The organism is Kaistella polysaccharea (genome assembly GCF_020410745.1).
In the GTDB taxonomy this organism is placed as follows: domain Bacteria; phylum Bacteroidota; class Bacteroidia; order Flavobacteriales; family Weeksellaceae; genus Kaistella; species Kaistella polysaccharea.
Genome location: NZ_CP084528.1, coordinates 478,276 through 500,670, shown reverse-complemented (window position 1 = coordinate 500,670; position 22,395 = coordinate 478,276). Strand labels below are relative to the sequence as shown.

Sequence of the window (22,395 nt, the reverse complement as noted above, 5' to 3'; positions counted from 1 at the left end):
CTTGATGTTTTTCTAAAAATTTTTTCTATTCAAATTCTATCTATGAGTTCCACTTTTGTCAAAGTAATTTCTGCCCTTTTTCTATTTCTTTTATTAGTTGTTTCGTGTACCGCAAAAAAGCCGGTCTCCAAAAGCACTAAAAAACCAACGACCACAAAACCAGTCACTAAACCTTCCCTTCCAAAAACGGAAACGGAGAAACCTGTTTCCAACTTAAATCTTCCTAAGGTTAACCGCGAATTTCGCGCTGCCTGGATTGCTACAGTCGCCAATATCAACTGGCCATCAAAGAACAATTTATCGACCCAACAACAGAAAGACGAAGCCATAAAAATTCTGGATTTGTTGAAAGATGCCAATTTCAATGCGGTGATTTTTCAGGCACGTCCGTCTGCAGATGCCATGTATAACAGTGATCTGGAGCCCTGGTCTTATTTTTTAACAGGAGAAATTGGCAAAGCTCCTACTCCATTTTATGATCCTTTGGAATTTTGGATTAAAGAAGCGCACCAACGCGGAATGGAATTGCATGTTTGGTTAAATCCGTACCGCGCACACCATACAACTGGCGGACCGATCAATAGCGAATCTATCGTGAAGAAAATGCCGGACCAAATCATCAAACTCAAAAATGGAATGTATTGGATGGATCCATCCGATGAAGCGACGCAAGATCACACCTCCAAAGTCATCAAGGATTTGGTAAAAAGATATGATATTGATGCTATTCACATTGATGATTATTTTTATCCTTATCGAGAATATAATGGCGGCAAAGATTTCCCGGACAACAGAACGTGGAATATTTATCAAAAATCAGGTGGAAACCTTTCCCGTGCTGATTGGCGACGTGCAAATGTGAATAAATTTATCAAAAGAATTCACGATGAAATTAAAGCTGAAAAAAGTTACGTACAGTTTGGAATTAGTCCTTTTGGAATTTGGAAACCGGGTTTTCCGGAAGGAATCAAAGGATCTTCGCAGTATGATGAATTGTATGCCGATGCGAAATTATGGTTGAACCAAGGTTGGCTAGATTATTTTTCGCCCCAACTCTACTGGAAAAATGACGGTCCGCAAAGTTTCCCCGCTCTTCTCAAATGGTGGGAAAGTGAAAATACACAAAAACGCCATCTTTGGCCGGGTTTAAATACCATCGGACTTCGTGATGTTGCAGATCGGCCGAGTGAAATTGTAAGTCAAATCAATTCTACGAGAAACATTTTAAAAAACTCTGCCGGCACCATTCATTACAGTGTTGATGGTTTATCTAAAAGTACTGCCATGTACAATGCGGTGAAAAGTGCCTATCAAACACCGGCTTTGATCCCTGAAACACCGTGGATCAAAACAAAACCTTTAAACAAACCCATTCTTTTTGTAGAAACTGGCGGTAATTTAGCAAAGATAAAATGGAACGCAAGCGACTCGCCAAGTGTATTCCAATGGATTTTATACCTGAAATATGGCGAAACCTGGGAAACTGAAATTTTAGAAAAAGATCTTATTACCCGAAATATTCCTTTAATTCAAAATGGAAAAAAACTCAACACCATTGCCGTGAAATCGGTAGACCGTTTGGGAAATGAAAGTGAATATGAAGCGAAAAAAATCAATTAGAAATACCGACTTATCAATCAACGAATCCTGAAATATTTTCAGGATTTTTTTATAAATAAATTTCAAGATGAAGTAAATGTACTTTTCTATAGATTAATATTTTTGACTAATAATCCGAATTATTTTGAAAGTAGTCTTTTTCTGGTTTTTCAATTATTTTTAAATGTCAACGTTTGTAATTCTAAGCCATTAAATCCGCTGAAATTGTTAATCTCCACTTTTTTCAATACTTTAAAAGTTCTCAAAATTTGGAATTACGGAAAAAAACCCCTATTTTAGCGTTATTGCTTATTATAATATTCGTTGGATAGTCAATTCATTGATATTTTCAATTAAAATCCAACATTGAGTTCAATACTCAATCTTCTGCAATTCGCAGAAAATTTCACAGGCACATTAATTTAAAAGAATACACTTTTTTAAGTGGGATTCTTATTTAACTTTTAAATATTTTTCATGAAAAACAAAGACAATTTACAAAACAAACGTATCGGTATTATTGGTGCAGGCCCAAGTGGTTTGGCGCAAATTCGAGCTTTTGAAGCCTTGAAAGATCAAGGTGAAAATATGCCCGAAATCATTTGTTTTGAAAAGCAGAGTAATTGGGGCGGTATGTGGAATTATTCCTGGAGAACGGGTGTAGGGAAATATGGCGAGCCTATTCATGGCAGTATGTACAAATATCTTTGGTCCAATGGTCCGAAAGAATGTCTGGAATTTTCCGATTATTCTTTTGATGACCACTTTAAAAAACCCATTTCTTCTTATCCACCGCGACCTGTACTTTTTGATTATATCGAAGGTCGGATTAAAAAAAGTGGCGCTCGGGATTATATTCGCTTCGATACCACGGTTCGTTGGGTGAGTTATGATGAAGACACCCAGAAATTCACTGTTGTTCTGGATGATTTAAAAATTAATAAAACTTATTCAGAAGAGTTCGATTATTTAGTCGTGGCTTCTGGACATTTCTCAACGCCCAATATGCCTTACTTTAAAGGAATTGAAACCTTTAGTGGAAACGTAATGCATGCACACGATTTCCGGGGAGCGGATCAGTTTAGAGACCGCAAACTCCTATTGATCGGGAGCAGTTATTCCGCGGAAGATATCGGAATTCAATGTTACAAACATGGCGCGAAAGCGGTTACACTCAGTTACAGAAGCAATCCTATTGGGCACGACTGGCCGGAAGGCGTAAAAGAAGTTCCTTTAGTTACGCATTTCGATGGCGACACGGCGTACTTTAAAGATGGCACGAGCGAAGATTACGACGCGGTGATTATGTGTACAGGTTACCAGCACAAATTCCCATTCTTGCCAGACGAACTTCGTTTAAAAACCAAGAATAATTTATACCCGGATAATTTATACAAAGGCATATTCTTCAATGATCTGCCGCAACTGATCTATCTGGGAATGCATGATCAGTATTACACCTTCAACATGTTTGATACGCAGGCTTGGGTGGCGCGGGACTTTATGATAAACCGTTTAGAACTTCCTTCTGAAGGCGAAAGACGAGTTGATATTAATAAATGGTTGGAGCGAAATGATCAACTGAAAACGAGTTGGGAAAATGTAGATTTCCAGACCGATTATATTAAAGATTTGTTGGCGCACTCTGATTATCCGCATTTTAATCTGGATAAAGTAGCTGAAATGTTTAAGGAGTGGCTGCAGGATAAAGACGACAATATCCTCACCTACCGCGATAAAACCTATCAAAGTGTGGTGACCGGAACCATGGCCGCGGAACATCACACCGACTGGATGGATGAGTTGGATGACAGCAAGGAACGCTATCTTTTCGAAGCCGAGGAAGAAGAAATGATTCCCGAACGACTTTAAATTTCAATTTTACAAATTCAAAAAACCCTTGAGCTCAGCTTAGGGGTTTTTGCTGGTACAACTCTTCAACTCGGAAATTTTAAATTTTAAATTTTAAATTATGAATTGTGAATCTCGACCTCTGACCTCCTACCTCTAACTTCTGACCTCTTACTTCTGACTTCTTACTTCTGACTTCTTACTTCTTACTTCTTACTTCTTCCTTCTTCCTTCTTCCTTCATACTTCTTCCTTCTGACTTCTCACCTCTGACCTCTGACCTCTGACTTCATACTTCATACTTCTTCCTTCTGACTTCTTCCTTCTTACTTCTGACCTCTTACTTCTGACCTCTTACTTCTTACATCTGACCTCTTACTTCATACTTCTTACTTCTGACCTCTAATTCCCTCCTAAAACAAAGTCGGTTGCGACCCAGCCACATCCAGGTTGATGGCGATCAGGTCCGGACTGTAATTTGGGAAAGCAAAATTGTCGATAGATCGATCAGAAAGCCAGGCTTCTTCCGCTTCTTTTGATAGGACCAAAGGCATTCGGTCTTTTGTATTGTGAATTTCGGCCATGAGTTCGTTCGCGTTGGAAGTTACAATTGAAAAACTGGTGAGGGTTTCCTCCGTTTCTTCATCGGTCCAGATATTGTAAATTCCACCCAAGGCAAAAGGTTCCTCGCCATTATCAAGATGAATAAAATATTTCTCTTTCTTCTTTCCTTTAGAATCCAGCCATTTCCATTCATAAAAACCTTTGACCAAAACCAGACATCGGTTGGACACTGAATCTCTGAAACTGGGTTTTTCCACCAAAGTTTCTATTCTGGCATTCAGCGTACTTTTCTGCATATTTCGGTCTTTTGCCCAAACCGGAATTAATCCCCAATCGCCCAAAATAGCTTCATCCGGATTGTCGTCCAAGACAATTGGAGTTTTCGGGTAAGAAAAACCATTCGTAAATTCAGAGCCCTGAAAATCCGGTCCTTCGTAGGTAACGCCGAAGGTATCTTTCATTTCTTTGCGGGTGAGTTGGTTGGAAACGTAGTAGCACATATTTTTGATTAGGGTTTATTCAAATTTAGGGAATTGCCTTTAAACTTAGCGGATGTACATTTAAATTATACGCGTAAGAATTTTTTGGGCGCATCCTTCGCCCGCCTGGAAAGTTTTCTCCTTAGAAGAAGATCGTCAGGCTCAAGTCAGGCTCTCCGCTGTATCTCCGCTCGCTGGCGCTCGCGGAGGATGCCGCTGCGATCCTTTGCGCGGGATTGCGAATTCAAACAAAGGTATTGATTTGGACAGCAGTCAAAAAAATCTTATAGTGTTGGATTTTTATATTTGAGGTGTTTATTTTTTTCTAAAAGGATTTCCTCTGCAATCCCTCACGCAAAACCTAGTATAATATGGAAAATTATCAACAAATAAGTAGAGAAGATTTTGTAAAATTCTTTCGTGATGATGAAAAATTAAATGAACTAACAGCTGATGATAGAATTGAAATCTTTAGAACAATTCTTATTGGAAATTCAGATTTTAGTAAAAAATTATCAGAAGAAATTTTCCAAGATTACTCAGTTTCAAATCTTGAAATAATAGACAATACCGAAGAGTATTAAATTAATTACAGGAAAAGATTGTTTATTTAACGTTTATGGTAATTAATTTAATAACTAGCACCAATATAAATCCAGCCATTTTCAAATATGCGAACATTTCTGTGGTAAATATGAAAGTTTCAAATTTCGGATTTCAATTTATGAGTTTGGTTTTAAATTTTACAATTCTCAATCAATCTTTTTCGATTATACTAATTAGTTTTTAATTATGTTGAATTTTCTATATTTTTATCGTTAATTTGAAATTATGATAATTGTATGCTGAATTTCTACTACTCTGATAAAATTACCGATTTCAAAAAAAAATCAGCAGAAACCATAATAGGTGAAATTGCTATCAACAGCAGAACAGGGCACATAAATACTGAACTTTACGCTTGGGAATTTCAAATTCAAATATTGAAGGAAATTTTAGAGCCTTATTCTGGAAAGATATTTTTCGAATTTTCTATTCCTCGAATGGGTAAAAGGGTCGATTGCCTTTTAATCATTCAAAATATTGTTTTTGTATTAGAATTTAAAGTTGGTGAGAAAAATTTTCTCAATCACAATGTTGAGCAAGTTTGGGACTATGCATTAGACTTGAAAAATTTTCATAAACCAAGTCATGACTTAATGCTTGTTCCTATTTTAATAGCAACTCATGCGAAAAATTCTACAATGGAAATTATTACCACAAGTCATGATGATAATTTGGTAAATCCGATCAGTACAAACGCAACTAATTTAGGTCAAGTAATTTCTGAAGTTTTAAACTTTTTTTCTAGTGAAAATTTGATTGATGACGAAGCATATTTAGCAGGTAGTTATTCTCCAACACCCACTATTATTGAGGCAGCTATCAGTTTATACAATAATCATAATGTTGATGAAATTACGAGAAGTGATGCTGATGCTAAAAATTTAAAACAAACTACCAGTTATATTTCTGAGGTCATTAAGTTGGCAAAAAATGAAAATAAAAAAATTATTTGTTTTGTAACAGGAGTTCCAGGAGCTGGAAAAACACTAGTAGGTTTAAAAGTTGCAACGGAACATTTGGATCAAAGTAAGGGAGATTCAAGTGTCTTTCTTTCTGGAAATAAACCTTTAGTAGATATTTTGCAAGAAGCTTTAGTAAGAGATAGAGTTTTGCAAGAGAAAACAAGAGGTGTGAAATTAACTAAAAAAGTTGCTAGAGAAAGTGTGAAATCTTTTATACAAATTATTCATCATTATCGAGATGAATACTTAAGAGATAAAAAAGCGCCATATGATCATGTTGCTATTTTTGACGAAGCACAAAGAGCTTGGACCAAGGAGCAGACAGTAAACTTTATGGCGAGAAAGAAAAATTTTCCAAATTTTCCATATTCAGAACCCGAGTTTTTAATTTCATGTTTAGATAGACACCAAGATTGGGCAGTTGTAATTTGCTTAGTTGGTGGTGGGCAAGAAATAAATACAGGAGAAGCAGGAATTTCTGAATGGTTGCATGCAATAATGAATAATTTTCAAAACTGGGAAACTCATATTTCTCCAAATTTATATGAAAGTGAATATGCAGCTATTTCAGCAATTAAATCTTTGGAAGAAGACAGTGTTGTTGTTTTCAATCCAGATTTACATCTTTCTGTTTCTATGAGGTCTTTTAGAGCAGAATATTTATCAAAATTAATAAAGGAAATTTTAGATATTGATGCAAATGCGAAGGAAACTTTGAAAGAACTTCAAGATAAATATCCAATTGTTATTACTCGAAATTTGGATAAAGCAAAAAGTTGGTTGAAGGAAAAAGCGCGTGGAAGTGAACGATATGGAATTGTAGTTTCTTCTCAAGCATATCGATTAAAACCGATGGCTATTGATGTTAAGACACCGATAAATCATGTGAATTGGTTTTTAGATGGAAAGGATGACGTGAGATCTTCTTTTTATTTAGAGGATGTTGCAACAGAGTTTCAGGTTCAAGGTCTAGAATTAGATTGGGCATGTGTAACTTGGGATGGAGATTTAAGATTTTCGAAAGATGGTTGGAAAAGTTATTCTTTTGTTGGGACTAAATGGCAAAATGTTCATAAAGAATCTCGGAAAAAATATTTGCTTAATGCATATCGAGTTTTGCTAACAAGAGCAAGGCAAGGAATGGTGATTGTAGTTCCTGAAGGTAATATTGAAGATAAAACTCGACTTCCAGAATTTTATGATGACACTTTTAATTATCTTTCAAATGTTGGTTTCAAAATATTGTAGTGATTATTAGTAAAATTGAAGAAACAAAATCGTAAGTTTTATATTATTACCTTTTCGTAAACGGCTCTAACAAACTTGCAACACCAATCATAGACGAACACCCGATCGAATTCAGGCACAAAAACTCCAGTTGAATAACCTTCTTTACATCTAAAATGTAAAGCAAAAAAGTCACAGTTTCAATAATTAAAACACTCAACATTGTAGCTTTACCCTTCGATTATTGGTAAAAGGAATAGAACCAAACATATCCTGTAATCAGAACCTCCAGTTAAGATTTCATCACCGTTAGCTGCAATAAGTAATATTTTAAGAATCATGGATTAAATAGCAGAAATTCTATAAAAATACCTAAGTTAATAGTAATTACAAAATTGATTAGTATTTTCTAATGTGACAGATTACTAAAGCTAAAGGAAATTGGATGGTTCGGAATTGTGAATTCTAATAGGGATATAGATTAGCTTTCTGTATAAATTAATGCAAGTTGAATAAGGATGAAAATTTGAAGAAATTTATCTCACATTTAATTAATCGATTATCTTACCTTCGAAAGTAGAAACTGTATAATCATAATAAATTATCAAGATGAAAAAGAAAATCGTACTCATCACCGGCGTCAGCAAAGGAATAGGAAAAGCGCTTGCCGAGAAAATGCTAGCGGAGAATTATTTCGTTATCGGAACAAGTAGAACGGGAGAAATCAAGGAATTTAAAGGTGACAACTTTTATGCACTGGCGCTGGATTTAACCAGTCCGCAAAGTATTGATGAGGCCCAAAAAACCATTTTAGAAAAATTTGACCATCTTGATATTCTGATAAATAATGCGGGAGTTGGACCAGATTTAGGCACGCAACAACCGGACCGAAAATCGTTTGCCCAAACTTTTGAAGTAAATGTTTCTGGAACTGTTTTCTTTACGGAACCTTTGATCAACTTAATTTCTGATCAGGGAAAAGTCATCAATATATCCTCCAGAATGGGTTCGCTCGATGAGTGCGAAACAGCGGATTCCGTGGCGTACCGAATGTCTAAAAGTGCGCTCAATATGTACACCAAGATTTTAACGAACAGATTAAAAGGTAAAGTAAAAGTTGCCGCAGTTCATCCAGGTTGGGTGAAAACAACGATTCGGGAAAGTAATTTGGTGAATGGAACTTTAACTCCAGAAAAATCTGCGGAAAATATTTATCGGTTTATTACGAATGATTTTGAAAGCGGCACCTTTTGGAATGCTGAAAAAGAATCAACTATTTTGTGGTAAAATCATCATCGCTTAAAAATTAGCGAAACTCCCCTAGCCCTGATTGCAGTGAAAATCCTTTTTTCTGCCGATGTAAATCGGCAGAAAAAAGATTGCAACGAAAAGCAGGATTAAGCTTCAAATGAATATTTCTACAATTAAATTTTCGATTGATAGGTATACAATTCGTAATACCTGCCCTCTTTTGCGATGAGTTCCTCGTGATTTCCGCGCTCGACGATATGGCCGGCTTCGATGACCAAAATCTGATCCGCCTGGCGAATGGTGCTCAAACGGTGGGCAATGACAATGGTGGTTCGGTCCTTGATCAGCTCGGCTAAACTCTTTTGAATCAGGGCTTCACTCTCGGTATCTAAACTCGACGTGGCCTCGTCCAGAATGATGATTTTTGGATTGGCCAGAATCGCACGTGCAATCGCCAAACGCTGCCGCTGACCGCCAGATAATTTCACGCCTCGTTCGCCGATTAATGTTTCTAAACCCTCTTCAAATCGGTCTGTAAATTCATTGACGTAGGCGGCTTTGACGGCATTTTGTAATTCTTCTTCGGTCGCATTCGGCCGTGGAAATAAAATATTTTCGCGAATGGTGCCTTCAAATAAAAACTCATCCTGTAAAACGACGCCCAAATATTGACGATACGTGCTTAATTTGACCTTCGATAAATCCTGATTGTCAATGGTGACCACGCCGGAAACTGGTGTTAAAAAAGTTGCGGATAACCCTGCAATTGTAGATTTTCCAGAGCCGGAACTTCCCACAAGTGCGGTGACACTTCCCGCTGCAGCTTTGAAATTGATATGGTGCAAGACCTCTTTTCCTTCTTCATAAGAGAATGATACTTCTTTAAATTCGATGTCGCCTTTTAAGGTTTTCAGTTCAATGGTTCTGTTTGGATTGTCCTCTTCTGCGGTCATATTCATGAGTTCTTCCGTTCGGTCCAGACCTGCCAAAGCTTCTGTAAGTTGACTTCCTATATTACTCATCTGCACAATGGGCGCGATCATAAAGCCCAGAATCAAAGTAAAGAAGAGAAAATCTCCCGTCGTCATTTCGCCGATCATCATATAGTAACCGCCCATTCCCATAATTCCGGTGGTAGCGACTCCAATTAAAAACGTTGAGGAGCTCGTCATTAAAGCGGTGGCGGTCAAACTTTTCTTCACATTTTGATAGAGTTTATCCACGCCTTCCTCAAAAACTATATTTTCCTGATTTTCTGCATTAAAAGCTTTGATGACGCGAACGCCTGCGAGTGTTTCGGTTAATCTGCCGGTAACTTCTGCACTGATTTTTCCACGATTTCTGAAAATCGGACGGATGAATTTAAAGGCTTTCAGGGCAATTAAACCAAATAAAGTCAACGGCACGAAGACAAAAAGCGTCATCCAGGGATTTAGTTTTATTAAGATAATCAAGGAAACTACGGCGGTAAATGTTCCACCCACCAATTGTACTAAACCAGTCCCGATGAGGTTCCGCACCCCTTCAACGTCGTTCATAATACGGGAAACCAAGGCACCCGATTTTGTATTGTCAAAAAAACTGATCGGTAAGGACAGTACTTTTTTCTGGACCTGCGATCTCAATTCGCTGATTAAGAACTGGGATTGGACGCTCAAAATTCTGGTCAATAAATAGGAAGTAACAGCCTGCACCGTAATCGCTGCGATTACGATCGCAATAAGTGAATACAGAAGAGACATGTCTTTATTCGGCACTACCTGATCCAGCAGCACTTTGCTTTGCCAGGGCAACACAAGGCCTGAGGCGCTTTTTATAATGATGAGCAATAAACCAATGAAAACCAAATTCCGGCGGGGCCAAATTATGGTTTTGAAAGCCGATAACATGGTGACTTTGGGTTCTTGGTGCTTTTTGCTGGTAGATTTTTCTTTATAATGCTGCATTGTTTTTTCGTAATAAAGGTGCAAAAATACGCATTGCGAAAAGGTTAATCGACAGATCGTATTTTAAACTTCCTATTGTAGTGATTTGATTTTGACCAATTTATCGACTCAGTCAAATTATTTTACCTTTTCCTCTCCACCAACTCACCATTTTTTTTAAAAATTATTTTTTCCTTTCAGCTCAAAAATTCTTTTAAAGTCTGTTTTTTTACTTTCTGAAATAGGACCAATTTACAGCTGTTTAAAAAAGACTTAACTTTCATTATCCTAAACAGAGATGATCGCGTCGTTAAAAAGATTTCAGCTCGCAAATTTGAATCTTTTTTCTGGTCGAGATCATTATCCTATCCAAATTACTCAGGTTTAAATTTTTACAATGAAAAAAGTAGATGCCATCATTATCGGTTCAGGTCAAGCCGCAAAACCACTTTCACAAAAACTCTCGGATGCCGGATGGAAAACCATCATGATCGAAAAGTCTGAGGCTGAACTCGGCGGAGCTTGCCTGAATGTTGGTTGTACACCGACCAAAACGCTAATTGCGTCTGCGAAGGTGATGCACGCTATTAAAACCGCAGAAAAACACGGAATTTCTGTTGGAAATCTGGCAATTGATTTCAATACGACACAAACAAGAAAAGATAAAATTGTAGATGATTCCAAAGACGGACTCCTAAAAAGAACGAAGGAGGCTGAAAATCTGGAATTGATTTATGGAACCGCTTCTTTCAGTGGAGAAAAAATCGTCGTGATCAAGAAACAGGATGGTACAGAGGATGAATATACGGCACCTTATATCTTTATTGATGCAGGTTCACGTCCTGCAGTTCCGAAGATAGAAGGGATGGATGATGTTAAATGGTATGATTCTACAGGAATTCTCGCCTTGGATGAAATTCCGGAAAAACTCATTGTAATCGGTGGCGGTTATATTGGTTTGGAACTAGGTCAGATGTACAGTCGTTTCGGTAGCGAAGTAACGATTATCGAAACTGCTGATCAGATCATGGGTACTGAAGATCATGATATTGCCGAATCATTAAAGAAACTTTTAGAAAAGGACGGATTGAAATTTATCCTGGATTCGTCAGTAAAGAAAGTGGAAAGTGCTGGAAAGGAAATCACAGTAACTTACAAATCACAGAGTGAAAATAAAGAAGTGACCGGAACCCATCTCTTAGTGGCAACGGGTCGGGAATCCAATGCAGATGGTTTAAATATAGAAGCAGCCGGAATTGAATTAGACGATAAAGGATATATCAAAGTCAACGATCAACTACAAACCAATATCGAAAACGTATATGCATTAGGTGATATTAATGGCGGACCGCAGTTCACGCATATTGCTTACAATGACTTTGTTATCCTGCGGGAAAATATTCTGCAAAAAGGCCATGCATCTACGAAAGGTAGAATTGTTCCTTACACCATGTTTACGGATCCTCAATTAGGGCGTGTGGGTCTTTCGGAAAGTCAAGCCAGGGAAAAAGGATTAAAATTTAAAGTCCTTAAAATCGAAGGTAAAAGAATTACGAGAGGAATAGAAACGGGCGAGCCTCAGGGATTATGGAAAGCTCTTGTTGACGAAGATTCGGGACAGATTTTAGGAGCCGCAATCATCTGCTCTGAAGGGGGCGAAATTGCGTCGGTCATTCAAATGGCGATGCTTGGCAAAATACCTGCGAACGATATGGCTACCGCTATTTTCTCTCATCCCACCTATTCCGAATCTTTGAACACGCTCTTTACAGAAATTTATAAAAAGTAAGATGACAATTCAAAAAACCTTACAACGATTATAGATCAATTCAGACCTCGTAAAAAATTTTGGACAAATTATTGTTGCTACAAATTTTCCTGAAACTGATGATCAACTCAATCAGTAAAAAAAAATTTTTAACATAAAAATATAAAATGATGATCCAGAAAAACGCAATTAGGCTTATCGAAGAACAGGAATGGTTAGAAACTGCGGGCGACGCGCTACAACCCGCAATCATCAACACTTTTGAAGCAGGCGGAGACGCAGGACAAAAAATTAAAAACTTTTTACATGGAACCTGGTTAGGACATCCCTTACATCCTGTGATAAAGGACGTTCCCATTGGCGCGTGGACCATGACGGCGATTTTAGATGTAGCAGAGTTAACCGGAAGTAGAAAATATAAGAACGGTGCCGATGCAGCCGTTGCAATTGGAATTGTTGGCGCTCTTGGTGCTGCAGTCACCGGTTTAACCGACTGGACAGGCACCACTACGAAGAAGCGCAAAATTGGACTTATGCACGGGATGCTCAATATTGGAGCCACCGCTCTATACGCCACGTCTTATGTGCTCCGGAAAAATAAAAAAACGAGAGGCACCGCGATCGCACTGTCCATGGCAGGTTATGGCGTGGTTTCCCTCGCAGCTTATCTAGGTGGACATTTGGTTTTCGGAGAACAAGTCGGTGTGGATCATACTGCTACTTCAGAGGAATATCCGACGGATTTCGTAGCAGTCCTGGCAGAAAACGAATTACAAAACAACAGTATGAAGTCGGTAAAGGCCGGAGAAATTTCCGTATTGTTGGCAAAGCAAAATAACAAAATTTACGCAATCGCTAATACATGTTCTCATCTTGGCGGTCCGCTCAATGAAGGCGAATTATTGGAAGGTGGTAAAGTTAAATGCCCTTGGCATGATTCGGTATTTTCTCTGGAAGATGGCTGTGTTATTAATGGACCTGCGTCGGAGAAACAACCGCAGTTTGAAATCCGCCTGAGAAATGGCCAGATCGAAGTGAAAAAATCCAACTAAATAAATGGTAACCTTTTACAGCATCAAAAGAACTTCTTATCTGCTAAAAGATCAAAATTTAAATTTTCGACAAGTTAATATGATATCAAATTCACGAATAAAAAAGACAAAAAAGGAATATGTCCGATAAATTAGACTTACGAGAATCGCTGGAGATTCCCAAATTAGAAAATAGTAGCGAGGCAGAAAATTTTCAAAATGAAACTTTACGACCCATCTTAAAATTGCAAAATGATTTCTATCAATCTGTTTTTCTAAACTATGCTTCACGTCAGAAAGTAGATTTGGAAACTTTATCAAAACAAAAAAAGACGCTCTTTATTGAGGCCAGTTTACAGAAAGACAGTGTTTTGAAAAACACCTTCATTGGAATGACGATTGGAATGTTAACTTTAGAAGAATTGGAAACCTATTTCCTGGATACTAAAGCATATAATAAAAGGATTATCACGATGCTTATTGAAAGAATCAGAAGTCAGATAATTTAGCGTCTGGAAGAAGTAAGTGAAATAAAATTTTCAGCGTTCATTTTCAATGATTAAAAAATATTGTGACGGCGTTATATCAATTGATAAAAAGACATGCCAAGAAGGATGTCTTTTTTCATTCAATGTTGGTTTTGTAAATTTTTTGTAAGGGCATGTAACATTATAATCCCCCAAAACCTTCACCATGATGCACAAAAAAAGAGAACCATTAAAATGATTCTCTTTACTTAGTAGCGGAGACACGACTCGAACGTGCGACCTCCGGGTTATGAGCCCGACGAGCTACCTACTGCTCTACCCCGCGTTATTGTGGTGCAAATATACAACTTTTTCATAAAGTTCCAAATTTTCTGTAGAAATTCTTTATTCACCTATTTTTTCTTAAATTTGGGTATGGCTAAAATCCTTAAAATATATCCCGAAAATCCGCAGGAAAACCTCATTGCAGAAGTCGTTAAAACACTGAATAACGGTGGTTTAATTATCTATCCCTCCGACACGGTTTACGCGCTGGGATGTAATATTTTCGATATTCGCGCCATGGAAAAATTGGCCCAAATAAAAAAAATAAAATTAGAAAAGGCTCATTTTTCCATCATTTGCAACGATTTGAGCCATCTTTCAGAATTTACACGCCCGATAGACACCAGTACTTTTCGGTATTTGAAAAATAATGTGCCAGGACCATTTACATTTATTCTCGAGGCCAACAAAAGTTTGCCCCTCGCCTACAAAGGAAATAAAACCGTCGGCATACGCGTTCCAGATCACATTATTCCGCAGTTGATTGTGGCAAAATTAGGCCACCCGATTGCGTCTACTTCGATTAAAGATGATGATGAAGTTATTGAATATTCTACCGATCCGGAATTGATAGCCGAGAAATATGACCACTTGGTCGATATCGTAATTGATTCCGGTTATGGCGATAATATAGCTTCTACGATCGTGGATTTAACCAGTGGCGAGCCAGAAATTATCAGGCAAGGAAAAGGTGAGTTATAAATTTTTTGGCCATAATTCGCTCCGTTCCTTCCGATTTTACATCGGGATCCACTCAGATCGGGATGGAAAATTCGCTGCTTTCAAATCTTAATTTTTAAATTTTAATTTTCAAATATTTCAAAATATGAAAATCCTTACCTCTCCGGCCAAATTGATGAATATCGAAAATTCAAGTCCTTTCTTGAAATCGACCAAACCCCATTTCATTGACCAAGCTGAATTAATTCAAAAAACGCTCAAACATAAATCACCCAAAAATTTGTCGGAACTCATGGAAATCTCTTCCAAGCTCGCCGATGAAAATTGGGAAAGAAATCAAAACTGGAAAGCCAAACCTTCCAACAAAGAATCAGCGCCGGCATTGATGGCTTTTACGGGGGAAGTTTATCGCGGATTAGATGCAAAATCTCTGGATGAAAAAGCGATTGATTATCTTCAGAAAAATTTTAGAATACTTTCTGGACTGTATGGCTTGCTGAAACCATCCGATCGAATTATGCTTTACCGCTTAGAAATGGGCCGGAAATTTAAATTTGACGGTCATAAAAACCTCTATGAATTCTGGAGAGAAAAAGTAACGGAGCAACTGAACAGCGAATTAAAATCAAAAGATCTTGTGTTGAATTTAGCAAGCAAGGAATATTTTAAAGTGTTGGATAAAGACAAGATTAAAGCACCGGTCATCGATTTCGAATTCTACGAATACCGAGAAGGAAAACTGAAACAAATCGTAGTGTACACCAAGCACGCTCGTGGATTGGTTGCCCGTTTTTGCGCAGAAAACAAAGTAAAAACGCTGGATGAAGTAAAAGCGTTCAACCTGGAAAAATACTATATCGCAGACGATCTTTCCACAGAAAAAAAACTTGTATTTACAAGATAATTAAAAAAATAAACATGAACTATCATACTAGAAAATGGATTAAACCTGAAGATTTAAATCCCAATCATACCTTATTTGGTGGTCGACTGCTTCAGTGGATTGACGAAGAAGCAGCGCTTTATGCCATTGTACAGCTTGAAACGCCACGTTGCGTGACCAAATATATTTCGGAGATTAATTTTATAAGTTCTGCAAAACAAGGTGATATTATCGAAATTGGAATTGAAGCAACAGATTTTGGAAATACTTCCATTACATTAACTTGTGAAGTTCGGAATATGATGACACGCCAAACCATTATTACCATTGACAAAATTATATTCGTAGGTGTAAATCTCGATGGTAAACCAACCCGCCACGGTAAAACGAAAATCGAATTTATTTCCGATCGTTTAGACGGTCAGGATAAATAAACTCCCAAAGTGTCTGTTTAATTAACAACAGGAAAAATCCTGTTAAATCAAAGAAAAATGTCTCAAAATAATATTCCTCCAGCCGAGAGGATTTCCCCGAGTTCCGTTTATTATTGTCCCATGGAATGTGAAGGCGAAAAAGTATATTTCGAACCGGGAAAGCGCTGTCCAGTCTGCAATATGTTTTTAGTTCCTATTGAGGAAAGGGCAGATTATCAAAACAGACCACAAACTTTTTCAAAGACCAATCTGCCGGAAAGTTTCGAAGATAAAATCGGCGAATATTTTTGCCCAATGTTTTGCGAGAACGATAAAACCTATGCTTCCGATGTAGGTTGTCCTGTTTGCCATATGCATTTAGAGGAAATTACCCAAGAACTGGTGAATTCGTCAACGCATCATCATGACAGAGAAAAGGTAAAACCTGTCGTTATTAATCAGGAAAGTAATGCGGGGAAATATTATTGTCCTATGTTTTGCGAAGGTGATAAAGTGTATGATTCCAACGTTGGTTGCCCCGTTTGTGGAATGGATCTGGTCAAAATTCCCAGTAAAGGAGAAGAAAATGCTGGCGATGATACGTATAAACTGTTAAGAAATAAGTTTCTAATTGCTTTAATTTTTACGATTCCAGTTTTCATTTTATCGATGGGTGGAATGTGGTTTGACTTTCCATTCTCCCATCAGACACAAGCGATTTTTGAATTGGCACTTTCGCTACCCGTTATTTTTTATGCGGGTTGGTTTTTATTAAAACGAGGCTGGGTTTCCTTTAAAACCTGGAATCTGAACATGTTTTCACTCATCGCACTTGGTTCAGCTGCCGCATTTCTGTTTAGTTTATTGGCCATGTTCTTTCCCGATATTTTACCGCACGAAATAAGACATGACGGGAATATACCTTTATACTTTGAATCGGTTTGTGTCATACTCACATTGGTTATCATGGGCCAAATGTTAGAAGCTCGAGCGCATCAAAAAACCGGAAAGGCGATTGAAGAACTTATGAATCTTTCTCCAGCTGAAGCTAATTTAATAGTTGATAAAACAGAAAAGAAGGTTCCTCTTTCTGAAGTTAAAATTGGCAGCATTTTGCGGGTAAAACCAGGCGAAAAAATTCCAGTTGATGGAAAGATAATCGAAGGTAATTCCTCGGTGGATGAAAGTATGATTACAGGCGAACCCATTCCTGTAGAGAAAATAAGCGGCGGAATCGTTACTTCCGGAACCATTAACGGAAATGGAACATTCTTAATGAAAGCGGAGAAAGTTGGCGATGAAACGTTGCTTTCTCAAATTATTAAAATGGTGAATGAAGCCAGCCGAAGTAAAGCGCCTATTCAGAAATTAGCAGATAAAATATCAAAAATATTTGTTCCAACCGTGATTGGAATTTCAATACTAACCTTTATCCTCTGGCGAATTTTTGGCGGAGAAAATGCATTAATTTACGCGCTTGTAAATGCTGTCGCAGTTTTAATCGTTGCCTGTCCATGTGCGCTTGGTTTGGCAACGCCAATGTCTTTAACAGTCGGAATTGCAAAAGGAGCAAAAAACGGAATCCTGATTAAGAACGCGGAAGCACTTGAACAAATGCATAAAGTAAATGTTCTAATTACCGATAAAACAGGAACTTTAACTCAAGGAAAACCAAAACTAGATGAAGTGATTACCACCGAAAATTTTGATAGATCTTCGGTACTAAAACTGGCAGCATCTTTAAATCAAAACTCCGACCATCCACTATCTAATGCGGTATTGGCAGAATTTAAAAATGAAAAATCAGCGTTTGAAAAAGTAACAGATTTTGAAAATATATCTGGAAAAGGAGTTAAAGGAACGATTGGAAATGAGCAAATACTTTTAGGCAACGCTTCACTTTTAAGGCAATTTAAGATCCAAATTCCAAACGATTTTGCAGAGAAGGTAAAATCCAGTCAAGACGAGGCAAAAACAATTTCCTATTTAGCGAAAGGAAATGAGGTTCTCGGACTGTTGGCTTTTTCAGATAATATTAAAGAAAGTTCGAAACGAGCAATTCAGTTTCTGCAGGAAAATGATGTGGAAGTCATTATGATGACGGGTGACAACGAAAATACCGCAAAAGCAGTCGCAGATGAATTGGGGATAAAAAAATATTTTGCGAACTGCCTTCCACAGGAAAAAATGGCGGAAATCAAAAGACTTCAAGCCGAAGGAAAAATCGTGGCAATGACTGGAGACGGAATTAATGATGCGCCTGCTCTAGCGCAATCAAACGTAGGAATTGCGATGGGAACTGGAACTGACGTTGCCATCGAAAGTGCCGAAATTACGTTGTTGAAAGGCGATATTTTGGGAGTGGCAAAAGCAAAAATTCTAAGTGAAAAATTATTAAAGAATATTAAAGAAAATCTGTTCTTTGCTTTTCTCTACAATACTTTGGGAATACCGGTAGCAGCGGGTTTGCTCTACCCTATTTTTGGAATACTGATGAGTCCGATGATTGCCGCGGCCGCAATGAGTTTTAGCTCTGTCTCAGTAATACTAAATTCGCTACGATTGAATAATACGAACCTGAAAATTAAGTAATAAAGTGAAGGTTGAACGAAATTAGAACTTTCTTTCAATCACATAATCCAACATCAATTGTAAAGATTTTTTTGCTTCCGATTCCGGAAATTCATCCAGAATGGTTTTGGCCTTTTGCTGGAAATCCTTCATTTTTGAAACTGCATAATCCAAACCTCCGGATTTCTTCACAAATTCGATAAGTTCTTTAACGCGTTTGCTGTCGTTATTATACCTTTTAATGGTATTGAAATAATAAGAGCGGTCTTTATCACTGGCAATCCGAAGCGCATGAATTAGCGGCAAAGTCATCTTTTTTTCTTTGATATCAATTCCTACAGGTTTACCGATAATGTTTGATGTTAAATAATCGAAAAGATCATCTTTAATTTGAAATGCCATTCCCGTATACGTACCAAATTCCATCATTTTTTTTGACAGCGTTTCATCATTAGTGGTTGACAACACGCCAATCTCGCAACACGCCGCAATTAAAGTGGCTGTTTTCTGACGAATAATTTCATAGTAAACATCTTCGGTAATATCCAGTTTACGGGCTTTTTCAAGCTGCAAAAGTTCTCCTTCAGCCATTTCCCGAATGGTACGTGAAATGACGGCGAGTAAATCGTAATCTTTGTGATCTGTCGACAGTAAAACGGCTTTGGATAATAGATAATCACCTACTAAAACGGCAATTTTATTTTTCCATAATGCATTAATCGAGAAGAAATTTCGACGTTTAAAGCTTTCATCTACAACGTCATCATGAACCAAGGTTGCGGTATGTATCAACTCAATCATAGACGCACCCCGAAAGGATTTCTCGTTAACATCTCCTGTTAACTTTGCGCAGAGAAATACAAACATCGGGCGCATCTGCTTACCTTTTGTCGTTACAATAAACCGCGTGACCCTGTCTAAAAGCGCAACATTGCTTTGCATTGATTCATAAAACTTTTGCTCAAAAAGTTTCATCTCTGCATCGATAGGTTTTTTTATTTCTGCTACAATATTGGCCACGAATTATTAATAAAAGTTAAATATTTTGTAAATACGAACAAATATAATTATAATAAAACACTTTCCCCCATAAAGCAGAGGCATGAAGGACTATTATTTGATTTTTTCGTAGGGTATAAAATAAAGATAAGGTTTTACGTTAAATAAAGGAATAATAAATTCTTCGCCGGAAATATAAATTCCCTCCTCATCGGCAGTAATACCTTCAATTTGACCAATATTTAAAGCGCTACCGAGATAATAGTTTTTAGGTTTTTGTTCGAAAAATAGATCGGGATCTGTTTCTGTGAAGATGGTGAGAAAAACTTCTGCTTTTTTTGTGTACCCGACCAGATAAAGCTTTCCATCAAAATAAGCCGCGTCTGTAACTGAAAATCCGATATTATACGTTTCAATTTTTTGAGCGGGTTGGTTTTCAAATATTTGCGGATCGATTACGTAGTGCGTGGTGGATTTTGAAATCCATTCTTTCGTAAAGAGGTGAATTTTACCATTCAAAAAAATCATAGCTTCTGCATCGAAATCAGTGTTGAGATTTTGAGGAGTAAAATTCTTTTGCTCAGGATAGAAAAAAGGAATTTTATAGATTGAATCAAGTTCTAAAGAATCGCTGTGAGGAACTTTATAAATAACTAAATCTTTTCTGGCGCCCACATTATTGCCAATATCACCGATATAAATATTTACAGAATCTGAGGCGAGTGCTTCCCAGTCTACGTTTTGAAGATTTGTTTTATAACTCTTTTTTATTTTGCCGGAGGATTTATCAATTTCAAATAACTCTGCCGGATTTCCACCGTCATTTAACGTTAAAAGTTTTCCCTTAAAAAAATCCAGCGATGAATTTTCTTTCAGAGAATCTCCCAGTGTAGCCGTACGAAACTGGTTTATTTTCAGCCATTCATAGTTTTGCTGCGCTGAAATATTCAGAACATAAAAAAAAGAAAGAAAGACAAGTATTTTCTTCATTATCGTTTGCGTTTGCGGACGAGAATTCTAATTTTTATAAAGTCATAAAGTACACCACTAAGCAGTATAAGAGTTCCTAAAAAAAGGGTTTTTATTCCAAATCGTTCAAATAAAATTCCGCCGCACACTCCACCACCAAAAAAGAGCCAAATAATAGTCAAACGTAAACCAATTGACCGGAGAAGTTTATTTTTGTGATTTCTATCTTTATAAAAAAAGAGTTGGGAAAACTCAATTCCCATATCGGTAAACATTCCTGTTAAGTGCGTAGTTCTCACCACTGATTTTGAAATACTGGTTACCAGGGAGTTTTGCATTCCCATCGCGAAAAGTAAACTGTATGCAATAAGATCTGGATTTGTTTGGATCAGATAACTGCCGGTAAAGGCAATTACCGCTAATATAAAAGCTTCTGTAACTATAGGTAACACGTAGGTTTGACTTTCCCGTATTCGGGAAAAGGTTTCAACCATGAAATTGGCACTGAATGCGCCTAAAAAAAAGAAGAAAATGAAAAGTGCTACATGAAATGCATCACGAAAATTCACCTTGAAAGCCTCATCCACAAAAAAGGCAAAATGACCGGTAACATTGGTTGTTAGCTTTCCCACGGCAAAAAATCCGACTACATTTACCAGACCAGCTACAAAAGAAAGTAAGGACGCAATTGCCAGATTATGGTTGGGCGTTCTGGATTTCCCGATGTGCGAAAACATTACTCACTGCTTTTATTAGCGAGTTGTCCGCAGGCTGCGTCAATATCGCCACCTCGACTTCTGCGAATTAAAACGGTAATTCCAGCTTTTTCCAGTTGACGGACGTAATTTTCTTCTGCATCTTTATTGCACTGATCGTACTTTCCATCACCGATCGGGTTATATTGAATGAGATTTACCTTACTGGGAATTTGTTTACAATAACGAATTAAAGCTTTAATGTCTTCATCTTCGTCATTAATACCTTTCCAGACACAGTATTCAAAAGTGACGATATTCCCAGTTTTTTCATACCAATATTTCAAGGAATCCATAATATCAGTTAAAGGAAATTTATCAGAAAAAGGCATGATATCATTCCTTTTTTTCTCGATCGCTGAATGCAAAGATAGCGCTAATTTAACGCGCAAATTCTCATCAGCCAACATCTTAATCATCTTCGGAATTCCAGAAGTAGAAACAGTAATTCGTCGTGCTGACATTCCCATTCCTTTAGGTTCAGTAATTTTTCTGATGGATTCAACCACGTTTTTGTAATTCATCATCGGCTCACCCATTCCCATAAAAACAATGTTTGAGAGTGGTCGGTCGAAATACAGTTTACTCTGCCGGTCGATCAATGCAACTTGATCTACAATTTCTGCGACTTCAAGATTTCGCATTCTTTTCAGTCGGGCCGTTGCGCAGAATTCACAATTTAAGGAACATCCAACCTGGGAGGAAACGCAAGCTGTGGTTCGTGTTTCTGTGGGAATTAATACCGATTCTACTAATAGTCCGTCGTGTAATTTTACCCCGTTTTTAATCGTGCCGTCTGTAGATTTTTGGAGCTGATCAACCGAAATTGGGTTAATCATGTATTCCTGCGAAATACGGTCTCGCAAATCTTTTGAAAGATTCGTCATCTCCTCGATGGAATGTAGATTCTTACTCCATAACCATTCGTACACTTGTTTCGCCCGAAAAGGTTTCTCTCCTAAAGAGACAAAATATTCCTGGAGTTGATCAAGTGTTAAAGTTCGAATATCCTTCATAATATAATAAGAGCCAAGTAAAAAGGTAAATGGT

The 22,395-nt window shown here is 37.4% G+C and carries 18 protein-coding genes and 1 tRNA gene; 12 read left to right on the top strand and 7 right to left on the bottom strand.

Annotated features, from left to right (window positions below; translation table 11 throughout):
• The first annotated feature begins 42 nt into the window (after window positions 1–42).
• Window positions 43–1,620 carry a glycoside hydrolase family 10-like protein gene (locus tag LC814_RS02200; RefSeq protein ID WP_226064719.1) on the top strand — a complete coding sequence of 526 codons (1,578 nt, stop codon included), beginning with the start codon at window positions 43–45 and terminating at the stop codon, window positions 1,618–1,620.
• 456 nt (window positions 1,621–2,076) lie between these two features.
• Window positions 2,077–3,471, top strand: a complete 1,395-nt coding sequence (locus LC814_RS02195; RefSeq protein ID WP_226064718.1) for a trimethylamine monooxygenase — start codon at window positions 2,077–2,079, stop codon at window positions 3,469–3,471.
• A 391-nt stretch (window positions 3,472–3,862) separates the two neighbouring features.
• Here LC814_RS02195 and LC814_RS02190 read toward each other — a convergent pair whose 3' ends face one another.
• Window positions 3,863–4,513, bottom strand: a complete 651-nt coding sequence (locus tag LC814_RS02190; protein WP_226064717.1) for an SOS response-associated peptidase — start codon at window positions 4,511–4,513, stop codon at window positions 3,863–3,865.
• Window positions 4,514–4,863: 350 nt separating this feature from the next.
• Here LC814_RS02190 and LC814_RS02185 point away from each other — a divergent pair, with 350 nt between their 5' ends.
• From LC814_RS02185 to LC814_RS02175, 3 genes are all read left to right on the top strand, one after another.
• A complete protein-coding gene (locus LC814_RS02185; RefSeq protein ID WP_226064716.1) occupies window positions 4,864–5,076 on the top strand; it encodes a hypothetical protein in 213 nt (70 codons plus the stop codon).
• A 258-nt stretch (window positions 5,077–5,334) separates the two neighbouring features.
• The gene (locus LC814_RS02180; protein WP_226064715.1) at window positions 5,335–7,308 is read left to right on the top strand and encodes a DUF2075 domain-containing protein; all 1,974 of its coding nucleotides are present in this window, start codon (window positions 5,335–5,337) and stop codon (window positions 7,306–7,308) included.
• 588 nt (window positions 7,309–7,896) lie between these two features.
• A complete protein-coding gene (locus LC814_RS02175; RefSeq protein ID WP_226064714.1) occupies window positions 7,897–8,574 on the top strand; it encodes an SDR family NAD(P)-dependent oxidoreductase in 678 nt (225 codons plus the stop codon).
• Between the two features lie 137 nt (window positions 8,575–8,711).
• Here the strand turns inward: LC814_RS02175 and LC814_RS02170 are convergent, their stop codons facing one another.
• Window positions 8,712–10,484, bottom strand: a complete 1,773-nt coding sequence (locus tag LC814_RS02170) for an ABC transporter ATP-binding protein (RefSeq protein ID WP_226064713.1) — start codon at window positions 10,482–10,484, stop codon at window positions 8,712–8,714.
• 376 nt (window positions 10,485–10,860) lie between these two features.
• On the opposite strand from LC814_RS02170, the gene LC814_RS02165 reads away from it, so the two are divergent.
• The 3 genes from LC814_RS02165 (at window position 10,861) to LC814_RS02155 (ending at window position 13,771) form a co-directional block, all read left to right on the top strand.
• Window positions 10,861–12,252, top strand: a complete 1,392-nt coding sequence (locus tag LC814_RS02165) for a mercuric reductase (RefSeq protein WP_226064712.1) — start codon at window positions 10,861–10,863, stop codon at window positions 12,250–12,252.
• Between the two features lie 146 nt (window positions 12,253–12,398).
• Window positions 12,399–13,283 carry a Rieske (2Fe-2S) protein gene (locus tag LC814_RS02160; RefSeq protein ID WP_226064711.1) on the top strand — a complete coding sequence of 295 codons (885 nt, stop codon included), beginning with the start codon at window positions 12,399–12,401 and terminating at the stop codon, window positions 13,281–13,283.
• A 119-nt stretch (window positions 13,284–13,402) separates the two neighbouring features.
• Window positions 13,403–13,771 (top strand): glyoxalase, encoded by a 369-nt coding sequence (locus LC814_RS02155; protein WP_226064710.1) that lies wholly within the window; start codon window positions 13,403–13,405, stop codon window positions 13,769–13,771.
• Window positions 13,772–14,002: 231 nt separating this feature from the next.
• On the opposite strand, the gene LC814_RS02150 is transcribed toward LC814_RS02155, so the two are convergent.
• Window positions 14,003–14,075: transfer RNA gene (locus tag LC814_RS02150), tRNA-Met, on the bottom strand.
• A gap of 89 nt (window positions 14,076–14,164) precedes the next feature.
• Between LC814_RS02150 and LC814_RS02145 the strand changes: the two genes are divergently transcribed.
• The 4 genes from LC814_RS02145 (at window position 14,165) to LC814_RS02130 (ending at window position 18,643) form a co-directional block, all read left to right on the top strand.
• Window positions 14,165–14,776, top strand: a complete 612-nt coding sequence (locus LC814_RS02145) for an L-threonylcarbamoyladenylate synthase (protein ID WP_226064709.1) — start codon at window positions 14,165–14,167, stop codon at window positions 14,774–14,776.
• Between the two features lie 124 nt (window positions 14,777–14,900).
• The gene (gene yaaA, locus LC814_RS02140) at window positions 14,901–15,659 is read left to right on the top strand and encodes a peroxide stress protein YaaA (protein WP_226064708.1); all 759 of its coding nucleotides are present in this window, start codon (window positions 14,901–14,903) and stop codon (window positions 15,657–15,659) included.
• A 14-nt stretch (window positions 15,660–15,673) separates the two neighbouring features.
• The gene (locus LC814_RS02135) at window positions 15,674–16,072 is read left to right on the top strand and encodes an acyl-CoA thioesterase (RefSeq protein WP_226064707.1); all 399 of its coding nucleotides are present in this window, start codon (window positions 15,674–15,676) and stop codon (window positions 16,070–16,072) included.
• A 57-nt stretch (window positions 16,073–16,129) separates the two neighbouring features.
• The gene (locus LC814_RS02130) at window positions 16,130–18,643 is read left to right on the top strand and encodes a copper-transporting P-type ATPase (protein WP_226064706.1); all 2,514 of its coding nucleotides are present in this window, start codon (window positions 16,130–16,132) and stop codon (window positions 18,641–18,643) included.
• Between the two features lie 21 nt (window positions 18,644–18,664).
• Here LC814_RS02130 and LC814_RS02125 read toward each other — a convergent pair whose 3' ends face one another.
• The 4 genes from LC814_RS02125 to rlmN all read right to left on the bottom strand — a co-directional run bounded on the left by LC814_RS02125 (window position 18,665) and on the right by rlmN (window position 22,361).
• Window positions 18,665–19,642 (bottom strand): polyprenyl synthetase family protein, encoded by a 978-nt coding sequence (locus tag LC814_RS02125; protein WP_226064705.1) that lies wholly within the window; start codon window positions 19,640–19,642, stop codon window positions 18,665–18,667.
• A 93-nt stretch (window positions 19,643–19,735) separates the two neighbouring features.
• A complete protein-coding gene (locus tag LC814_RS02120) occupies window positions 19,736–20,611 on the bottom strand; it encodes a YjiK family protein (RefSeq protein ID WP_226064704.1) in 876 nt (291 codons plus the stop codon).
• Window positions 20,611–21,327 carry a YoaK family protein gene (locus tag LC814_RS02115; RefSeq protein WP_226064703.1) on the bottom strand — a complete coding sequence of 239 codons (717 nt, stop codon included), beginning with the start codon at window positions 21,325–21,327 and terminating at the stop codon, window positions 20,611–20,613. The genes LC814_RS02120 and LC814_RS02115 overlap by 1 nt, the downstream gene beginning before the upstream one ends.
• Entirely contained in the window at window positions 21,327–22,361 is a 1,035-nt protein-coding gene (gene rlmN / locus LC814_RS02110) for a dual-specificity RNA methyltransferase RlmN (RefSeq protein ID WP_226064702.1), read from the bottom strand. Before rlmN ends, LC814_RS02115 begins: the two co-directional genes overlap by 1 nt.
• Window positions 22,362–22,395 lie beyond the last annotated feature (34 nt).